This window comes from Polynucleobacter paludilacus (genome assembly GCF_018687595.1).
GTDB lineage: Bacteria > Pseudomonadota > Gammaproteobacteria > Burkholderiales > Burkholderiaceae > Polynucleobacter > Polynucleobacter paludilacus.
Map to the genome: position 1 here is coordinate 1,203,636 of NZ_CP061298.1, position 17,992 is coordinate 1,221,627.

Consider the following 17,992-nt stretch of genomic DNA (forward strand, 5'->3'; position numbering starts at 1 on the left):
TGCAATTGGGTATGTTCAAGAAAAAAGCGGCTTTAAAGAGAGCCGCTTCGATCTTTTTAGACTAAAAAATTAGTCGTTTTTAGTTTTAACAACCTTACGACCACGGTAGTAGCCGTTTGGCGAAATGTGGTGACGTAAATGCGCCTCACCTGTAGTGGCTTCTACAGCCGTAGCAGGTGCGGACAAGAAATCGTGCGCACGGTGCATGCCACGTTTGGAAGGTGATTTTTTATTCTGTTGGACGGCCATATTGAACTCCTAAGCAAGGCAATATTCTAGCATAGAAAACCCCCTAAATGCTTGATTTATTGGCAATTTGCCTTGCTAACACCCTTCACTCCAGAGCCCTGCTTAGGAGCTTTTCTTCATATTTTTCAATATGTTAAAGGGATTTTCTCGCTTTTCAGCAGGGCTTCCTTCTGTCTCATTGGCGTCACCAGAAGACAAATGAGCCTGGCAAACTCCTTCGGGATGCTTTGGAATTAAAGGCAAGGAAAGTAGGATTTCATCCTCAATGGTTTCGAGTAAGTCAAAGTGCTGGGAGGCTACCAAGGGCTCTAGCTCATCATCCTCAATCGGATAGGCATCCGCGTCTGCCTCGCTTGCTAGCAGCAGAAATTGACGCTTTTCAGCCAACTCAACAGCAAAAGGCCTTAGACAACGTTGACAGATCAAATGCAGCTTCCCATTCAGGCTTAAATCCAAAATCGGATTAGGCTCACTTCCGGGTGAATGTGTAAAGCGACTCTGAACTGACCAGGCAAAACCGCCCCCTTCAGCGACCTGAGAAACCTCCTTAGCCACTCGGGTTAGGGCTTTAATAGGCAAAAATCCTGACCCTTGATAGGTCTGAGGGGCACAAAAATCGATCTTGCGCAAAGCATTGGGTTCGCCAGATAAGACCACTTGAGGTAAAACTTGATTACGATTCATGACATCAGTCTAAATGAAGGTAAGTTTTAGTATGGGCAATTCTACAAACCCCAAGTTGATCCTGGCATCGACTTCGGTGTATCGCAAAGAGCTTTTGAACCGTCTCGGCATTCCCTTTGAGGTGATATCACCCAAAGTGGATGAAACGCCTCTTTCAGGAGAAAGCACGCTGACCCTCGCCCTACGTCTTGCAAAGGCCAAAGCAGCAGCGGTTGCCAAAATCCATCCTGAAGCTTGGGTGATTGGCTCTGACCAAGTAGCTGATCTATGTGGCGCAGCTATTGGCAAGCCGGGAAACTTTGAACGTGCGTTTGCACAACTTCAACTCATGCGTGGGTCAATCGTTACTTTTTATACAGCCCTGTGCTTAATGAATGGCGCAAATGAAACGAGCCTTTGTATTCCAACTGAAGTGAAATTCCGCAATCTCAAAGATGATGTACTTGAGGCTTATTTGCATGCCGAAGAACCCTATGATTGTGCCGGCAGCGCTAAGTCCGAAGGCATGGGTATTAGCCTTTTGGAATACATGCGTAGCGATGACCCAACTGCATTGATTGGTTTACCTTTGATTGCACTCAGCGGTTTATTGCGCGATGCCGGCTTCTCCATTCCATCCACGAAGAGCAGCTCTCAATGAAGGCCGCCTTAGGAACTTTGTATCTCGTTCCCAATACTTTGGGTGATCACGCTCGTCAAGAACAATTAGCATCAGTGCTGCCATCTGAAACGATTAGTCAAGCGGCCAAACTTCAATATTGGATTGTGGAAGAAGCCAAAACTGCTCGCGCCTTACTGAAAGCGATAGAAACTGTGACGCCTTTGGTTTGCCCGATTCAAGAAATGCAAATGAGTGAATGGCGTGGTGCAGCTCGCAATGCCAAATATGGTGCAGACATTAAGGCAGCCGATCTACTGAAGCCATTAATTGCAGGCAAAGACATGGGGTTAATGTCGGAAGCGGGTGTGCCTGGTGTTGCTGACCCTGGCGCCGAATTGGTATTAGCCGCACATCAGCTGGGGGCCAAAGTGAAACCACTGGTTGGCCCAAGCTCTCTCTTGTTGGGCTTGATGGCGAGCGGTCTAAATGGGCAACGTTTTGCATTTCAAGGTTATTTACCGCACGACAATCAAGAGCGCAGTAGCAAACTGAAGCAACTCGAGCTAGAGTCCAGAAAATTACAGCAAACCCAATTGTGGATTGAAACGCCCTATCGCAATGCTGCAATGGTTTTGGCCTGCTTGAGCAACTTATTACCGCAGACAAAGCTGTGTATTGGGGTTGATCTCACTTTGCCTACAGAATCTATTAGTACTCTGAGCGTTTCTGAATGGCGCAAGCGCTACCCAAATGAGGCAGCTTGCGCATCACTACAAAACCGACCAGCCGTCTTTTTACTTTTGGCCTAGTGAAGGTCTGAAGCCTTCACGATTGCTTTACCAGCAGCCGTTCCTGCCTCTGCACCAAAACGCTTTGCAACTCGCTCGGCAAAGTTTTCTTTTACGGTGTAATCCAAAATATCTGGCGCCTTGAAGGTGTCGCGTGCCACAGAATTCACAGTGCCATAGCCATCAGCTAAGCCAAGCTTGACTGCTTGTTCGCCATTCCAGACACGACCTGAAAAAAGATCTGGCGCATCTTTTAGGCGATCGCCACGCCCCTCTTTCACCACGTTAATAAACTGTTGGTGAATCTCATTAATCATGGTTTGAACCATCTCAACTTGTTTAGGATTTTCCTTGGTAAACGGATCCATCATGCCCTTGTTAGAGCCAGAAGTAATCATGCGACGAGTTACGCCTAACTTATCCATCAGGCCCGTAAAACCAAAGCCCTCCATGATGACGCCGATTGAGCCAACCAAGCTGGCTTTATCAACCAAGATCTGATCACCCGCGACTGCGACGTAATAACCACCTGAGGCACAAATATCCTCTACGACGACTACCAAAGGCTTATTGGGGTAGAGCTTACGCAAGCGGTGAATCTCATCATTCATCATCCCTGCCTGAACGGGCGAACCGCCTGGACTATTAATCCGCAGAATGACACCGGCACTGTGCTCATTCTCAAAGGCTGCATCCAATGATGCATTGATATCTTCAGCATTTGCCATTGAGTGAGCAGAAATCTCACCTTCTAAAGAGACTAAGGCAGTGTGTTTCTCAACGCCCATACCATGACCTGGCAACTGAAAATCAAATAAAGATACGGCGATGCCAATCAAGATCAGTAATGTAACGATCCGAAAGGCAACACGCCAGCGACGGCCTCTGCGACTCTCTTTGAGATTTTCTAAGAGCAAATGCTCGAGCGCTTGACGCTCCCAGTTAGCGTTTGGATTCGGATTGTTTTCCATGAGTACTTTCTCAGACTTTATTGTTCTATTAAATTCAGTTTCAGCCACTGTGATAGTTGGGAAACATTATCCACATGACTCAGAGACTTTGCTTCTCGCAAGGTGTCTGGAGGATGCGCCCCATAAGTGACTGCAACGGCATCAACCCCTGCATTATTGGCCATATCCAAATCATGCGTAGTATCGCCAATCATTAGCATGCGACGAGTGGGTACTTGCATTACATCGGAAAGTTCTAAGAGCATACCGGGGTGGGGTTTGGAAAAAGATTCGTCTGCGGTACGCGTCTCGTGAAACACATGACCCAATTGATGAAACTCTAAAGAGCGATCCAATCCCGCGCGTGACTTTCCAGTAGCAACGCCTAACAAGTAACCCTCATTGCGTAAATCCTCGAGTAGCTCGCGGATACCCTCGAACAAATGAAGTTCATGATCTTTGGCTAAATAGTGAAAACGAAAACGATCTGTGAGCTTAGGAAAATGCATTGGCTCAATCCAGGGTACGGCACGTCGCAGCGAATCCTGAATTCCCAAACCAATCACTGAGCTTGCCAAAGTATCGTCTGGTTCCTTGAATCCCAAGTCACGACAAGCTTGCTGAATACAGTTCACAATCGTGGGGGTAGAGTCCATGATCGTACCGTCCCAATCCCAAACAATCAGATCGTAGCGTCGTTTAGATTGCGCAGATTTGGTCATGCTATTGCTCAAAGCTTTGCATCATGGCTGCAAACTCAGCAGGCAGTGGGGATTCAATCCGCATTTTTTCTCCGGTACGAGGATGGGTAAATCCTGCTAAATGAGCATGCAAATAGAGTCGCTTGGATCGAATCCGCTTATCCACATCCTCGAAGCCATACTTATCATCACCCAAAATCGCATGCCCTAATTTTTGTAAATGCACCCGAATTTGGTGAGTGCGACCTGTCTTTAATTGCGCTTCAGCCAAACTGATTGCAACATCTCCTTGTTGCAACTTTTTGACAACCCTGAGCGCGGTATGGCTCGGCAATCCATCAGGATCGACTTTGACCCTACGCTCACCATTTGGGAGGAGGTATTTATGTAAGGGGAACTTGAGCTGCATCGTTCCTGGACCGGCATCAATAGCGCCATGCGCCAAGAGGTAATACCGTTTATCAGTGTGACCTTCTCGAATTTGGCGATGCATCTCCACTAGGGCGCTACGCTTTTTTGCCAGCATCAAAACGCCCGAGGTATCTCGATCTAAGCGATGCACTAATTCCAGAAAGTTCAACTCGGGTCTTGTAATCCGAAGAGTCTCGATCACACCTAGCGCAATTCCCGAACCACCATGAACCGCAAGACCAGCTGGCTTATCGACAATCAGCAAAGCCTCATCTTCAAATAAGATGGGCATTTTGTCGGAAAAGCCTTGGGCGCGGGATTTGGTTTGAGCAGAATTTGCAGCCGCAATTTGGGCGGGTTCCGCAATTCTGACGGGGGGCACCCTAATCACATCGCCCTCAACTAAACGGGTTGTAGGCTCTGCTCTTTTTTTATTGACCCGCACTTCGCCAGAACGAATAATCCGATAAACGTGACTTTTAGGGACCCCTTTAGCCCAGCGCAAGAGATAGTTATCTAGGCGCTGTCCAGCCTCCTCTGGCCCGATTGTCTCCAAACGCACCGCCGGAGCGACTGGGACTTTGGTCTTAGCAGCCTTGATCTTGGGCTGGCTGAGAGGCTTGGCTGAGGGCTTGGGAAAGGGGTTCGATTTCATACTGTTATCTCTCGCCAGACTGGCAAGGGACTCAACAATACCCCATTCTCATTCAACTTGTGCCGTATAATCAATGCTCTAGCCAATTTATTGGCCCGAGACCGGTCTGAGTTAGACTGGAATTGTGGAGCTTGGAGTCGCCCTTAAAGACTCCCAGGGTTGCCCCTCCCCTGTTTAATGAGGCGCAGGGTTGGTGTGCCGTATGCCGCGACCCGCGATTAGAAGACAGTTTTCAGGCGCGCGCCTGCATTGATGACCTAAAGGAGGTCTCTGCGGCGATCGTCAGGTGTGGCACTGAATCACAGAACAGTGAATTCAGTGAGCCAAGTGAAATTCACTGGCAATAGTTTGATCCACACTTTTACGCCAATGGGCTTTGCCCGCACTTGGTACAAATCTGTCCCCTAACGCAGCGCGCAACGTCGCCCTCCCCCTAAGGAGAGTGTTATGAAACGCATGTTGTTTAATGCAACTCAACAAGAAGAGTTGCGAGTTGCCATCGTCGATGGTCAAAAACTCATTGATATTGATATTGAAGCTGCCGGTCGTGAACAACGCAAAGGCAATATTTACAAAGGGGTTATCACCCGCATTGAACCTTCCCTCGAAGCTTGCTTCGTCAATTATGGGGAAGAACGACATGGCTTCCTGCCATTTAAGGAAGTAGCTCGCACCTATTTCAAAGAAGGTATCGACGTTCGCAACGCCTCGATTAAAGATGCTTTGCGCGAAGGCCAAGAAATCATTGTTCAGGTTGAAAAAGAGGAGCGGGGCCAAAAAGGCGCCGCCCTAACCTCTTTTATCTCTCTGGCAGGTCGTTACTTGGTATTGATGCCTAATAATCCTCGTGGAGGTGGTGTATCTCGTCGGATTGAGGGTGAAGATCGCCAAGAACTCCGTGATGCCATGTCCCAATTGGATATTCCGGATGGGATGAGCATCATTGCACGTACCGCCGGTATTGGCCGTGATGCTACTGAATTGCAATGGGATTTAAGCTATCTCATGCAGTTATGGAAAGCCATTGATGAGGCTGCCAAAGGTAATTCCGGACCACTTCTGATTTATTTAGAGTCTAGCCTTGTCATTCGAGCGATTCGTGATTATTTCCAGCCTGATATTGGCGAGATTCTCATTGATACCGATGACATCTTTGAGCAAGCGCAAGCATTTATGTCGGTAGTGATGCCAGACAACTTGCCACGGGTTAAGCGCTATCAAGATGATGTACCCCTCTTCTCACGTTTCCAAATTGAGCACCAAATTGAAACGGCTTACTCACGCACCGTGCCTCTGCCATCTGGCGGCGCGATTGTGATCGACCATACCGAGGCACTGGTATCGGTTGACGTGAACTCGGCTCGTGCTACCCGTGGATCGGATATTGAAGAAACTGCTGCACGTACCAATCTTGAAGCCGCCGATGAAATCGCTCGTCAAGCGCGTTTACGCGACTTAGGTGGTTTGATTGTGATCGACTTCATTGATATGGATTCGAGTAAAGCGCAAAAGGATGTTGAGAATCGCTTACGTGATGCTTTGCGTCACGACCGCGCTCGCGTTCAGATGGGCAAGATTTCCAAGTTTGGCTTGATGGAAATGTCACGTCAGCGTTTACGCCCTGCTCTTTCTGAGGGCAGCCATGTGACTTGCCCACGTTGTAATGGCACCGGTCATATTCGTGATACCGAATCCTCTGCACTGCAAGTCTTGCGCATCATTCAAGAAGAGGCAATGAAAGAAAATACAGCCGCGATTCATACGCAGGTTCCAGTCGAAGTGGCTGCCTTCCTGCTCAATGAGAAACGCGCTGAAGTAATCAAGATCGAGAGCCGCTTTAAGGTGAATGTCTTGATGGTGCCTAATAAACACTTAGAGACACCGCATTACAAACTGGAGCGCTTGCGTCACGACGATCCCCGTCTAGATGACCAAAAAGCCAGCTATGTGATGGCCGAAGAAGCTGCTCGTGAATTAGAAGCCGACACTATCGTGAGTCGTAAAGACGCCGAGGTAAAGGTGCGCCCTGAGGCTGCTGTTAAAGGCATTACACCTAATCAGCCTGCGCCAGTCAGTCAGCCACGTCCACAGCGTGAGCCAGCCAAGAAGGTGGAAAGTGCCAGCGGCTTGTTTGGCTTTATTAAGAAGCTATTCTCATCGACTGAGCCTGAAGTAAAGCCTGAAGAAAATCGCGGTCGTGGTCGTCATCCAAATCAACGCAACGGCAACAGTGGTGGTGGCAACAACCGCAACCGTGGCCGCCGCGGTGATCGGAATGATCGCAATGGTGAACGCGCTGAACGACCTGCCGTAGAAGCAGCTGCTGGCGAGAACAAACCTCGTCCAGAAGGACAAGGTCAGGGCCGCAATCGCAATAACAACCGTAACCAGAATGGTCCAAAGCCAGAGCGTCAGCAAAACAATGCCAATGCAGCCACTCCAGTCAGCGCCGGTGATGCGGCACCTCAAGCTGATGCAACTCAAAATGCCGATGGTGAAGAGCGTCGTGGTCGCGGACGTAATCGTCGTGGTCGTGGTCGCGGTCAACGCGAGCGTGGCGAACGCAATGCTGGCGATGAAACTGCAAGCACCGCTTCAGCAGCTCCAGTCTCAGCTCCAGCATCTGCTCCAGCTTTCTCAGGACCGCCGGTTGGTATGGCTGGAACATCCGCTTCAATGCCTACTCAGAACTTGGCACAGAGCTTTGGTAATCACAAGCCTGCACCGGTTGCACCTGAGCGCACTCAAAGAAGCCATAGCAATCCAAAACCATCAAGCCCCGCTCCTGCAATTGAAGTGATTGCCAAACCTGTTGCTGAACTTCCTAAGGTGGCCTTTAAAGCCCTAGAGGAAACTCCTCTGCAAAATGTGGTGGAGTCCGCCGGAATGATTTGGGTTGCAACTGATTCAAGCAAACACTCGGAAGTACAGTCACAAATTCAGACAGAACCTATTTCTGTTAATTTGGGCAGAGCTCCGAAGGCAGCTGCAACACTTCCAGATGGCCCCATGGTTCTGGTTGAAACCGGCGGTCAAGAAAAAACGGTTTAAAACGAATTTCTCCAGACTGCTCAATATCCCAACGGGGTATTGAGCGGTTTGGCAGAAACCCCGTTTCACAGCCATAATTGAACGATGGTTGAAAAAGTCATCCCCATTCGAATTGATGAAGGAAAAGGCCTTGTTGCCCCTATCCCTTCTCATCTAAATTCGCCCAGCATGTCGACTCTAGACACTCGAGGTCGACTATTAAGAGATCTACGAATTTCTGTTACCGATCGTTGCAATTTCCGTTGTACCTACTGCATGCCAAAGGAAGTCTTTAATCAAGACTATCCTTATTTAGCCCATGATGAACTTCTCAGCTTTGAAGAAATCACGCGACTTGCAACCATCTTTGCTTCGCTCGGCGTAGAAAAAATCCGCCTAACGGGAGGCGAGCCTCTTCTTCGTAAAAATCTAGAGATTCTGATTGGGATGCTCGCCAAGATTCAAACGCCTCAAGGTAAGCCACTGGATCTCACCTTAACGACGAACGGCAGTATCTTGCGCAAAAAAGCTGCTGCTCTCAAGGCAGCTGGCCTCAAACGCATTACCGTTAGCCTCGATGGCTTGAATGATGCCGTCTTCAAAAAGATGAATGATGTAGATTTTCCTGTTGAAGATGTGCTCGATGGTATTACTGCTGCTCAAGAGGCAGGGTTTGAATCCATCAAAGTCAACATGGTTGTTCAAAAAGGAAGCAACGAGCACGAAATTATTTCCATGGCAGAACGCTTCAAAGGGACTGGCATTGTTTTGCGTTTTATCGAGTATATGGATGTGGGGAGTTCCAATGGTTGGAATATGGCGGAAGTGCTTCCCTCTCAGGAAGTGATTGCAATGATTCATTCAGCACATCCTTTAGAGGCCATCTCCGCTAACTATGCTGGTGAAGTCGCTAAACGCTGGCGCTATCAAGATGGCTCCGGTGAAATCGGCGTGATCTCTAGTGTGACCCAAGCCTTCTGTAGTGATTGCTCACGGGCGCGCATCTCAACCGATGGTCAGCTTTATCTCTGCCTCTTTGCGAATAAAGGTTTTGATTTCAAATCCATGCTGCGTTCAGGTAAAAGTGATTTAGAGATTGCTAATGCCATCATGTCGATCTGGTCTAAACGCGATGATCGTTATTCTGAGATCCGAGGCTCGATTAGCGAGCAAGTAAAGCCACTAGGTCCAAAAGTTGAAATGTCCTACATTGGCGGCTAATGATCTCTCGAACAGAAATTACCGGACTCATCCTTGCTGGCGGTCGCGCCCAAAGAATGGGTGGCGTTGATAAGGGCCTTATTCCTTTTCATCATCGACCACTCATTGAATCGGTTATTCATCGACTGCGCCCTCAAGTGGGTTCAATATTGATTAATGCTAATCGCAATCTTGAACAGTACTCAACTTATGGATTCCCAGTGCTTAGTGACGATGATCTGAGTTTCTCAGGCCCTCTGGCTGGCTTTGCTGCTGGCCTAAAAGCCTGCCCCACCGAATATTTGGTCACCGCTCCTTGCGACTCTCCTTTACTGCCGACAAACCTGGTTGAACTTCTAGCGGCCAAGATGACTGAGGGATCTTTTGATCTTGTCTATGCATCTAGCAAGGATCTCGCAGGTAAAGCTTGGGCTCAGCCAGTCTTTTGCCTGATGCGCATCGCTGTCCTCAAGTCGCTTCAGGAATTTATCAGCTTGGGAGATTTCAAAATTGATCGCTGGTTTAAACAGTTAAATGTCAGTACAGCAGTCTTTGATTCAGAATCTGCATTTGCCAATGTAAATACTCCCGAAGAACTCCTTGCTCTGGAAAAAGTATCAGCATGAAGTATTCCCCTAACAACCCCATCCTCTTAAGCTCATCTTTACGTGTTGATCAAGCGCATGAGGCGATTGCTGGCTTAGTAAACGAGGTATTACGAGAATCACCACTCGACGCCGAGCTAGTGCCCCTGAATGATTCGCTCAATCGCGTTCTCGCCGAAGATCTCCTCTCGCCGATTGATGTGCCCTCAGCTGATAACTCTGCAATGGATGGTTATGCTTTTGATGGTACTTGCCTAAAGAGTGGGAGCGGAAAAACTCAGTTAAAAATCGTCGGCACCGCTTATGCGGGCAAACCGTTTATTGGTGAAATTGCAGCAGGTGAATGCATCAAGATCATGACAGGTGGCTTGATGCCAAACACCTGCGACACCGTCATCCCTCAAGAATTGGTTAGCGCTACTGAACATGACATGATCTTCGACCTATCAGCCTTGAAAGCTGGCGATAACCGCCGCCTCAAAGGGGAAGATTTGCAGAGGGGTAAGCCAGCTATTATTGCTGGCCGAATTCTGCGCCCTTCTGACTTGGGTCTAGCTGCCTCACTGGGCATCCCGAATTTAATGGTCAAACGTAAACTCCGTGTAGCGATTTTGTCATCGGGCGATGAACTTACGCCCATTGGCGAGACTCTTTCAGAAGGTGGCATCTATGACAGCAATCGCTATAGCTTGACTGCCATGCTGAATCGCTTAGATCTCGAAGTCGTTGATTGCGGCATTGTCCGAGATGATCCCGATTCTTTGAGAGCTGCCTTTTGTGAGGCAGCAAAAAAGGCAGATGTACTGATCTCTAGTGGCGGCGTATCCGTTGGCGAAGCCGACTTCACTAAACAAATTCTGCAAGAACTGGGCGATGTTGGCTTCTGGAAAATTGCTATGCGGCCAGGTCGGCCAATGGCATTTGGCACACTAAAAGCGGTTCCAGGAAAATCTCCAAGCCACAGGACGCTATTCTTCGGACTGCCGGGCAACCCTGTGGCAGTGATGGTCACCTTTTATCAATTTGTGCGCTCCGCCCTTTTACAACTCAATGGCGCCAAAGACATAAGGCCACCCCTAACTCAAGCAATGGCAGAGCAACCCATTCGTAAAAAGCCTGGGCGGACTGAATTTCAACGGGCAATCCTGAGCCGCGACCCACTTGGTCGACCTGTGGTTCGGATCACTGGCAGTCAGGGTGCGGGGATCTTGCGCTCGATGAGTGAAGCGAACTGCTTTGTTATTCTTGGCCATGATCAAGAAAATATTGCTGCAGGTGACTGGGTTGATATAGCGCTTTTCGAAGGACTGCTTTAAGATTGCAGCATTATGAAACTCACTAAAAAAGAAGTTGTATTCCTCGATCCGTCGCACACCGCCAAAACCCTTGTTTTGGTTTACCTCTGCTTCTCAGTGCCGATTGTTCTTCTGGCCCTGTTTGTTGCATTTATTCGGGATGGTGCGATACCTGGATTTACCGTGATCTCTGCATTAATTCTGAATGCGCTACTTGGTTTTGCATTGCTATGGATTGCATGCAAAGTCTACAACTGGGTTGCCAGCAAGTTCGGTGGTATTGAATTAGCTCTGCGCGAACTCTCAGACGAAATCGAAACAGAGTAATTACTCCGTTTCGATCGCTGAATAATCAGTTCTGAATTTTTAGTTCGGCTTCAACTCCGTATTAATTAAGTTTGGCGGTCTTTGACCTGCGAGTCCTGCGCGCAGATTTTTGATTGCCAGATTCATCATTGCTCTACGAGTTTGTTCTGTTGAGCTACCCACATGCGGCGCAAGCACTACATTGCTACATGCCAGCAACTCTGGAATCACCTTTGGCTCACCTTCAAATACATCTAGACCGGCACCAAAGATCTTGCCTGCCTTCAAGGCTTGCGCCAGCGCCAGGTCATCAACAATACCGCCACGCGCAATATTGGTGATCGTTGCAGTCGGCTTCATTAATGACAGCTCTTTTGCGCCAATGGTGTGATGACTCTCGGCGCTGTAAGGAAGAACCAAAACTACGTGGTCTGCTGTTTTGAGTAACTCTTCTTTTGAGACATGGGTTGCACCGAGCTCTTTTTCAATATCTTCTGGCAAGCGTTTGCGATTGCAATAGATCACTTTCATGCCGAAGCCTAAACCACGCTTAGCGATTGCTTGACCAATACGGCCCATACCAATGATGCCCAATGTGCTGTGATGAATATCGACACCCAATGGGTTATTGAACAAGGCCCACTTTTCCCATTTTCCGGCCCTAAGCCAATGCTCTGATTCAGTCACTCGACGAGCAGCAGCCATCATCAAGGCAAAACCAAAGTCGGCGGTAGTATCGGTCAACACGTCAGGGGTATTTGTTCCCATTACGCCCGCTGCAGTCATGGCTGGGATATCTAGGTTGTTATAGCCCACTGCAATATTGGCTACGATTTTGAGATCCTTTGCAGTTGCTAGGATCTTGGCGTCAATTCGGTCACCGCCCGAAACCAAGGCGGCATCCATCCCTATGAGGGCTTTTTGTAATTCATCTGGGGTCAATACCTCATCAGACTGATTTGAGGTCACCTCGAAAGACTCCTCAAGCTGGGGCAGTGCATCAGCAAATATTGCTCTAGCGATGAAAATTTTAGGTTTTTTAGCGGTATTTTGTGTGCTCATTTAAATCTCCTTAAAAGAGACTTTACCTCAAGTTAATTGGGGGGTTTCTCAAGAAAAAGGGTGAATTCAGCTAAAATCACCTTTTATCCCCCCCACGGCAAGCCTTGGGCTACCGAAAAGAAAATTGAGCAATTACCATGACTTACGTTGTTACTGAATCCTGTATCCGCTGCAAATATACCGACTGTGTAGACGTTTGCCCAGTGGACTGCTTCCGCGAAGGCCCCAACTTTTTGGTAATCGATCCCGATGAGTGTATCGATTGCGCCGTATGCGTACCAGAATGCCCAGTCAATGCGATCTATGCAGAAGATGATGTCCCCGGAGATCAACAAGAATTTATCAAGATGAATGCTGAGCTCGCATCCTCTTGGACTTCTATTACCAAATCCAAAGGCGCCTTGCCAGATGCTGATGAGTGGAAAGACGTCAAAAATAAATTGGCTGAACTGGTCAAGTAAGTTTTGCTTACCCATCCCCTAGGGCAATCACTTGTCATCTCCCATTGAAACCGATGCAGTCATCATTGGCGCCGGTCCGGTGGGACTCTTTCAGGTATTTGAACTCGGCCTCCTAGAAATCAAAGCCCATGTTATCGATGCCTTGCCTATCATTGGGGGCCAATGCATGGAGCTCTATCCTGATAAACCGATTTACGATATCCCCGCCCTACCCGTTTGCACCGGTAAAGAATTAACTGAGAATCTTCTGAAACAGATCGAACCTTTTGGAGCTCAATTTCATTTGGGGCAAGAGGTCAGTATGGTGACCCAGCGACAAGATGGTCGCTTTGATATTCAGACTTCAGCAGATCAACATTTCATCAGCAAAACTGTTTTCATTGCCGCAGGTGTTGGTGCATTTCAGCCGCGCCTAGTCCCTCTCGATGGCATTGAAGTATTTAATGGCAGTCAAGTGTTCTATCGCGTAAAAGATCCCGAGCAATATGTTGGTAAAAATATGGTGATCTGCGGCGGTGGAGACTCAGCGCTGGACTGGGCTTTATATTTTGCGGACAAGGTGAGTAAGTTGACGCTGATTCATCGGCGTGATGACTTTAAAGCGGCTCCAAAATCTGTTTCCAAGATGCGTGAGCTCTGTGATGCCGGGAAGATCCATCTGCAAATTGGACAGCTGGCTGGCTTTGAAGTTCAAGATGGCAAACTCAGCGAACTCCTCATCACTGGCATTGATGGAACTAGTAGCGCAGTTCCCTGTAACGTGATGTTGGCATTCTTTGGTCTTTCTCCTAAATTAGGTCCCGTCGCTGACTGGGGCTTGGATATTGATCACAAACAAATTACGGTGGATACCGAAAAGTTCCAAACCAGCACCCCAGGAATATTCGCAGTAGGCGACATCAATATCTACCCTGGCAAGAAGAAACTGATTCTGTCGGGCTTTCATGAAGCAGCCTTGGCAGCCTTTGCTGCTGCAGCCTATCTGAGCCCAGACAAAACGATTCAACTCCAATACACCACCACCTCAACCAAGCTCCACAAAGTCCTTGGGGTAGGGAATACAGAGTAAAGTCCTTTTACATTACACTTTATTAATCATGCGCCAATATCACGACCTGATGAAAGAAGTTCTCGCTAAGGGAACCCCCAAATCTGACAGAACAGGCACTGGTACGCTTTCTGTATTTGGCCATCAAATGCGCTTTAATTTAGCTGATGGTTTTCCGATGGTTACCACTAAGAAGCTCCATCTCAAATCCATCATCTACGAGTTACTCTGGTTTCTCAAAGGGAGTACCGATAACAATTGGCTAAAAGAGCGCGGCGTTTCAATTTGGAATGAGTGGGCTGCACCCGATGGTGATCTAGGCCCAATTTACGGTTATCAATGGCGTTCATGGCCGGCACCCAATGGTCAACACATTGATCAAATCTCTGAAGTGCTCGAAACCATTCAAAAGAATCCCGATTCTCGTCGTATTATCGTTTCTGCCTGGAACGTAGCAGACATTCCAAAGATGGCGTTAGCACCATGTCATGCCTTCTTTCAGTTTTATGTTGCAGATGGAAAATTGTCATGCCAGCTCTATCAACGCAGTGCAGATATCTTCTTAGGCGTTCCCTTCAATATCGCTAGCTATGCTTTGCTAACCCATATGGTTGCCCAACAATGCAATTTAGAGGTGGGTGACTTTATTTGGACAGGTGGCGACTGTCACTTGTATAGCAATCATCTTGAGCAAGTAGAACTCCAATTATCGAGAGAATTCTTCCCTCTGCCTAAGCTCAATATTTTGCGCAAGCCAGACTCTCTATTCGATTATGAGTTCGAAGACTTTGAGATTGTCGGCTATGAATCTCATCCCCACATCAAAGCACCGGTGGCGATTTAATCATGGCACAACCTGCAATTTCAATGATTGTCGCCCGCTCACAGAATCATGTGATTGGGCGAGACAATCAAATGCCTTGGAAAATTTCAGCAGATCTGCAATTCTTCAAACGCGTCACCATGGGTCATCCCGTCATCATGGGCCGCAAGACTTGGGAATCCATTGGTCGCCCGCTTCCAGGTCGTCGCAATATTGTTGTGACACGCAATCATGACCTACAACTTCATGGTGGTGAAGTCGTTCACTCTTTAGAAGAAGCGCTGGCTAGCCTTTCTGAATTTCCACGTGTGTTTGTTATTGGCGGTGAGCAATTATTTACACAAGCCTTTCCTTTAGCAGATCGTCTTTACCTTACTGAGATTAAACTCGACATACAGGGCGGAGATACCTTCTTTGAGATTCCCGATCCTGCTCATTGGCATGAATTAGAACGTCTGCCGAATGTCGAGGGCGACATTCACTTTGACTTTGTTACTCTAGAGCGCAAATAAAACTTATTTTCCGCCCACGGTCATTGAGCCAATCAAGATCGAGCCGGTTTCTTTGCTACCCCGAACCAAAGTATCACTACCTATCATCGCGATATCCATTAGCATGTCGCGCAGATTGCCAGCAATCGTGACTTCCTCAACGGGATATTGAATTTCACCGTTCTCCACCCAGTAACCAAAAGCGCCTCGCGAGTAGTCACCAGTAACATAATTCACACCCTGGCCCATTAGCTCAGTCACTAATAAACCGGTGCCCATTTCTTTTAACAGCGCAGGCAATCCACCCTTGCGCGTTTTTTTACTTTGGAATGTGAGATGGTGTGAGCCGCCCGCATTACCGGTGGTTTTCATACCCAACTTACGTGCTGAATAGGTCGACAGAAAATAACCTTGCAAAATTCCTTGATCTACCACAGTGCGCGCATGAGTTTTAACACCTTCTTCATCAAAGGGTGCACTACCCATCATCGCATGATGATGCGGCTCTTCAATCAGGCTGACATGCCTAGGGAGTACTGCTTTACCCAAACTATCCAATAAGAAGCTCGACTTACGATATAAAGCTCCACCTGAAACTGCTTGGACCAACCCACCCATCAAGCCAGCAGCCAGCGGGGCTTCAAAGATCACTGGACAACGACGGGTACTAATCGATTTTGCATTCAGACGAGAGAGTGCTCGCTGCGCTGCGTATTTTCCAATTGCAGCGGGCTCCGCTAACTCCTTGGGCACTCGAGAGCTGGAATACCAGTCATCACGTTGCATACCCGATTTTTTCGTCAGGCCGTTCGCAATTGGCGCACATGAAATGTAGTGGCGAGAGAAAGGATAGCCCGCCATAAAACCATTGGTGGTCCCCATCATGAAATGGCCGTGATGAGCAGATACAGAGGCGCCATCACTATTGCGAATTTGTTTACTCATCGCAAAGGCAGCAGCCTCGGCAGCACGTGCAATCTCAACCGCCTCAATCGAATCGATTATCCAAGGATGAAACAAATCCAAGTCTTTCGGTTTTTTCTCTAAGAGCTCAGGCTCAGCTGGACCTGCACAGTCATCTTCTGCGGTATGTTGAGCAATATGGTACGCAGCTTCTACAGTTGCCCGCAAAGACGCTTGAGAAAAATCACTGGTACTAGCATTACCCCGGCGATGCCCCAGAAAGACGGTGACCCCAACTTGTTTATCAAGGCTTTGCTCAATCGTTTCCACTTCACCCTTGCGGACGGTAACCGCCAAGCCTTGACCCTCAGAGACTTCAGCGATGGCATCAGAAGCGCCTCTACGCCCAGCCTCTGCCAGCATAAACTCGATTATTTCTTGAAACTGATGGGATGAATAAGTGAACATATCTCAATAATAGCTAGAATAGAAACATGAAGCATACAGAAGCCGCCCTAGATCCGATCAAAATCGGGCTAATCTCGATCTCTGACCGTGCCAGCAAGGGTGTCTACACCGATGAAGGCTTGCCTGCTCTCAAGAATTGGCTAGAAAAAGCCATGCTCAATCCCTGCACTTTCTCAGAACGTCTGATAGCCGATGAGGCTCAGGAAATCACAAAGAACATTATTGAATTGGTTGATGAGATTGGCTGTGACTTAGTTCTAACAACTGGTGGCACAGGGCCATCACGCCGGGATGTCACACCTGAAGCAACCGTTGCTGCTGGCACTCGCGAGATGCCAGGTTTTGGAGAGCAGATGCGACAAATCAGTTTGCGCTTTGTACCCACCGCAATTCTGTCGCGTCAAACTGCCGTACTGCGCGAGCTTGAGAATCGCGCTGCCTTAATTATCAATTTGCCAGGACAACCCAAGTCGATTCAGGAGACTTTGGAAGGCCTAAAAGATGCAGAGGGTAAATCGCTTGTTCCTGGAATCTTCGCCGCTGTGCCCTATTGCATCGATCTGATTGGTGGTCCTTATATTGAAACCCAAGACAGTGTCGTCAAGGCATTTAGACCTAAAAGCGCCATCAAGAAATAGTTATCCCGCTATTGAGGTAGTGGCACGATAAACTTTTCGCGGTAATACTTTAACTCTTCGATAGATTCCTCGATATCAGCTAATGCTGTATGGGCCTGCTGCTTGGTAAAGCCCTTAAGCAGTTCAGGGTGCCACCGCTTACAGAGTTCTTTGAGTGTTGAAACATCGATATTTCGATAATGAAAGTAGGCCTCTAGTTTAGGCATATAGCGCGCCAAGAAACGACGGTCTTGTCCAACGGTATTTCCGCACATTGGCGCAATCCCTGCTTTGATGTGTTGCTTAAGAAAGGCAATACATTGCGCCTCGACGGTCGCTTCATCCAGCGTGGATGCTTTCACTTTATCAATCAAACCCGATCGGCCGTGAGTACCCTTATTCCATGCGTCCATTGCATCTAATACTGCATCTTCCTGATGAACTACCCAAACCGGAGCGGTCGCAATCGTATTTAAGTGAGCATCGGTAACAATGATGGCGATCTCCAGAATGCGCTCAGTCTCTGGATTTAAGCCGGACATCTCCATATCAATCCAAATCAGGTTTTCACTGGCTGGGGCAGTGCTTGGCACATTTTTAGGGGCTTGGGACTGGTTTTGTTCACTCATATCTATAATCATCTC

At 48.0% G+C, this 17,992-nt stretch carries 20 protein-coding genes; 12 read left to right on the forward strand and 8 right to left on the reverse strand.

Annotated elements, in window-relative coordinates:
* Positions 1 to 69: 69 nt before the first annotated feature.
* Entirely contained in the window at positions 70 to 249 is a 180-nt protein-coding gene (rpmF, locus tag AOC06_RS06350; RefSeq protein WP_112204698.1) for a 50S ribosomal protein L32, read from the reverse strand.
* A gap of 102 nt (positions 250 to 351) precedes the next feature.
* On the reverse strand, positions 352 to 933 hold the full coding sequence (locus AOC06_RS06355; RefSeq protein WP_215379553.1) for a YceD family protein: 582 nt from the start codon (positions 931 to 933) through the stop codon (positions 352 to 354).
* Between the two features lie 31 nt (positions 934 to 964).
* On the opposite strand from AOC06_RS06355, the gene AOC06_RS06360 reads away from it, so the two are divergent.
* Together AOC06_RS06360 and AOC06_RS06365 are read left to right on the forward strand one after the other, a co-directional pair.
* Positions 965 to 1,573: a Maf family nucleotide pyrophosphatase gene (locus AOC06_RS06360; protein ID WP_215379554.1), complete on the forward strand. Its 609-nt coding sequence runs from the start codon at positions 965 to 967 to the stop codon at positions 1,571 to 1,573.
* On the forward strand, positions 1,570 to 2,343 hold the full coding sequence (locus AOC06_RS06365; RefSeq protein ID WP_215379555.1) for an SAM-dependent methyltransferase: 774 nt from the start codon (positions 1,570 to 1,572) through the stop codon (positions 2,341 to 2,343). The genes AOC06_RS06360 and AOC06_RS06365 overlap by 4 nt, the downstream gene beginning before the upstream one ends.
* Here the strand turns inward: AOC06_RS06365 and sppA are convergent.
* Genes sppA through AOC06_RS06380 form a run of 3 tightly spaced genes read right to left on the reverse strand, consistent with a single transcriptional unit; the run spans position 2,340 to position 5,039 of the window.
* Positions 2,340 to 3,293: a signal peptide peptidase SppA gene (gene sppA, locus AOC06_RS06370; RefSeq protein WP_215379558.1), complete on the reverse strand. Its 954-nt coding sequence runs from the start codon at positions 3,291 to 3,293 to the stop codon at positions 2,340 to 2,342. The two genes, AOC06_RS06365 and sppA, sit on opposite strands and share 4 nt — an antisense overlap.
* Before the next feature lie 17 nt (positions 3,294 to 3,310).
* The gene (locus AOC06_RS06375) at positions 3,311 to 3,994 is read right to left on the reverse strand and encodes an HAD-IA family hydrolase (RefSeq protein ID WP_215379560.1); all 684 of its coding nucleotides are present in this window, start codon (positions 3,992 to 3,994) and stop codon (positions 3,311 to 3,313) included.
* Position 3,995: 1 nt separating this feature from the next.
* Positions 3,996 to 5,039, reverse strand: a complete 1,044-nt coding sequence (locus tag AOC06_RS06380) for an RluA family pseudouridine synthase (RefSeq protein ID WP_215379562.1) — start codon at positions 5,037 to 5,039, stop codon at positions 3,996 to 3,998.
* Between the two features lie 447 nt (positions 5,040 to 5,486).
* Here AOC06_RS06380 and AOC06_RS06385 point away from each other — a divergent pair, with 447 nt between their 5' ends.
* The 5 genes from AOC06_RS06385 to AOC06_RS06405 all read left to right on the forward strand — a co-directional run bounded on the left by AOC06_RS06385 (position 5,487) and on the right by AOC06_RS06405 (position 11,496).
* Positions 5,487 to 8,090, forward strand: coding sequence for an Rne/Rng family ribonuclease (locus AOC06_RS06385; protein WP_215379565.1), 2,604 nt, complete (start codon positions 5,487 to 5,489; stop codon positions 8,088 to 8,090).
* Between the two features lie 84 nt (positions 8,091 to 8,174).
* Complete coding sequence (gene moaA / locus AOC06_RS06390) at positions 8,175 to 9,290, forward strand: GTP 3',8-cyclase MoaA (protein WP_215379568.1); 1,116 nt, start codon at positions 8,175 to 8,177, stop codon at positions 9,288 to 9,290.
* Positions 9,290 to 9,895, forward strand: a complete 606-nt coding sequence (mobA, locus tag AOC06_RS06395) for a molybdenum cofactor guanylyltransferase MobA (RefSeq protein ID WP_215379571.1) — start codon at positions 9,290 to 9,292, stop codon at positions 9,893 to 9,895. Before moaA ends, mobA begins: the two co-directional genes overlap by 1 nt.
* Positions 9,892 to 11,190, forward strand: a complete 1,299-nt coding sequence (gene moeA, locus AOC06_RS06400; RefSeq protein ID WP_215379573.1) for a molybdopterin molybdotransferase MoeA — start codon at positions 9,892 to 9,894, stop codon at positions 11,188 to 11,190. Before mobA ends, moeA begins: the two co-directional genes overlap by 4 nt.
* A 12-nt stretch (positions 11,191 to 11,202) precedes the next feature.
* Positions 11,203 to 11,496, forward strand: coding sequence for a hypothetical protein (locus AOC06_RS06405; RefSeq protein ID WP_215335937.1), 294 nt, complete (start codon positions 11,203 to 11,205; stop codon positions 11,494 to 11,496).
* Positions 11,497 to 11,535: 39 nt separating this feature from the next.
* Here the strand turns inward: AOC06_RS06405 and AOC06_RS06410 are convergent, their stop codons facing one another.
* On the reverse strand, positions 11,536 to 12,537 hold the full coding sequence (locus tag AOC06_RS06410) for a 2-hydroxyacid dehydrogenase (RefSeq protein ID WP_215379574.1): 1,002 nt from the start codon (positions 12,535 to 12,537) through the stop codon (positions 11,536 to 11,538).
* 137 nt (positions 12,538 to 12,674) lie between these two features.
* Between AOC06_RS06410 and fdxA the strand changes: the two genes are divergently transcribed.
* From fdxA to AOC06_RS06430, 4 genes are read left to right on the forward strand one after another with little or no spacing between them, the layout of a single operon-like run.
* Complete coding sequence (fdxA, locus tag AOC06_RS06415) at positions 12,675 to 12,998, forward strand: ferredoxin FdxA (protein ID WP_215379576.1); 324 nt, start codon at positions 12,675 to 12,677, stop codon at positions 12,996 to 12,998.
* Between the two features lie 31 nt (positions 12,999 to 13,029).
* Positions 13,030 to 14,067: an NAD(P)/FAD-dependent oxidoreductase gene (locus AOC06_RS06420; RefSeq protein WP_215379578.1), complete on the forward strand. Its 1,038-nt coding sequence runs from the start codon at positions 13,030 to 13,032 to the stop codon at positions 14,065 to 14,067.
* Between the two features lie 28 nt (positions 14,068 to 14,095).
* Complete coding sequence (locus AOC06_RS06425; protein WP_215379579.1) at positions 14,096 to 14,890, forward strand: thymidylate synthase; 795 nt, start codon at positions 14,096 to 14,098, stop codon at positions 14,888 to 14,890.
* Between the two features lie 2 nt (positions 14,891 to 14,892).
* Positions 14,893 to 15,381: a dihydrofolate reductase gene (locus AOC06_RS06430; RefSeq protein WP_215308092.1), complete on the forward strand. Its 489-nt coding sequence runs from the start codon at positions 14,893 to 14,895 to the stop codon at positions 15,379 to 15,381.
* Positions 15,382 to 15,384: 3 nt separating this feature from the next.
* Here the strand turns inward: AOC06_RS06430 and pmbA are convergent, their stop codons facing one another.
* Positions 15,385 to 16,731: a metalloprotease PmbA gene (gene pmbA, locus AOC06_RS06435; protein ID WP_215379582.1), complete on the reverse strand. Its 1,347-nt coding sequence runs from the start codon at positions 16,729 to 16,731 to the stop codon at positions 15,385 to 15,387.
* Positions 16,732 to 16,757: 26 nt separating this feature from the next.
* On the opposite strand from pmbA, the gene mog reads away from it, so the two are divergent.
* A complete protein-coding gene (gene mog, locus AOC06_RS06440; RefSeq protein ID WP_215379585.1) occupies positions 16,758 to 17,369 on the forward strand; it encodes a molybdopterin adenylyltransferase in 612 nt (203 codons plus the stop codon).
* Between the two features lie 8 nt (positions 17,370 to 17,377).
* On the opposite strand, the gene orn is transcribed toward mog, so the two are convergent.
* Positions 17,378 to 17,977: an oligoribonuclease gene (orn, locus tag AOC06_RS06445; protein ID WP_215379586.1), complete on the reverse strand. Its 600-nt coding sequence runs from the start codon at positions 17,975 to 17,977 to the stop codon at positions 17,378 to 17,380.
* Between the last annotated feature and the right edge of the window lie 15 nt (positions 17,978 to 17,992).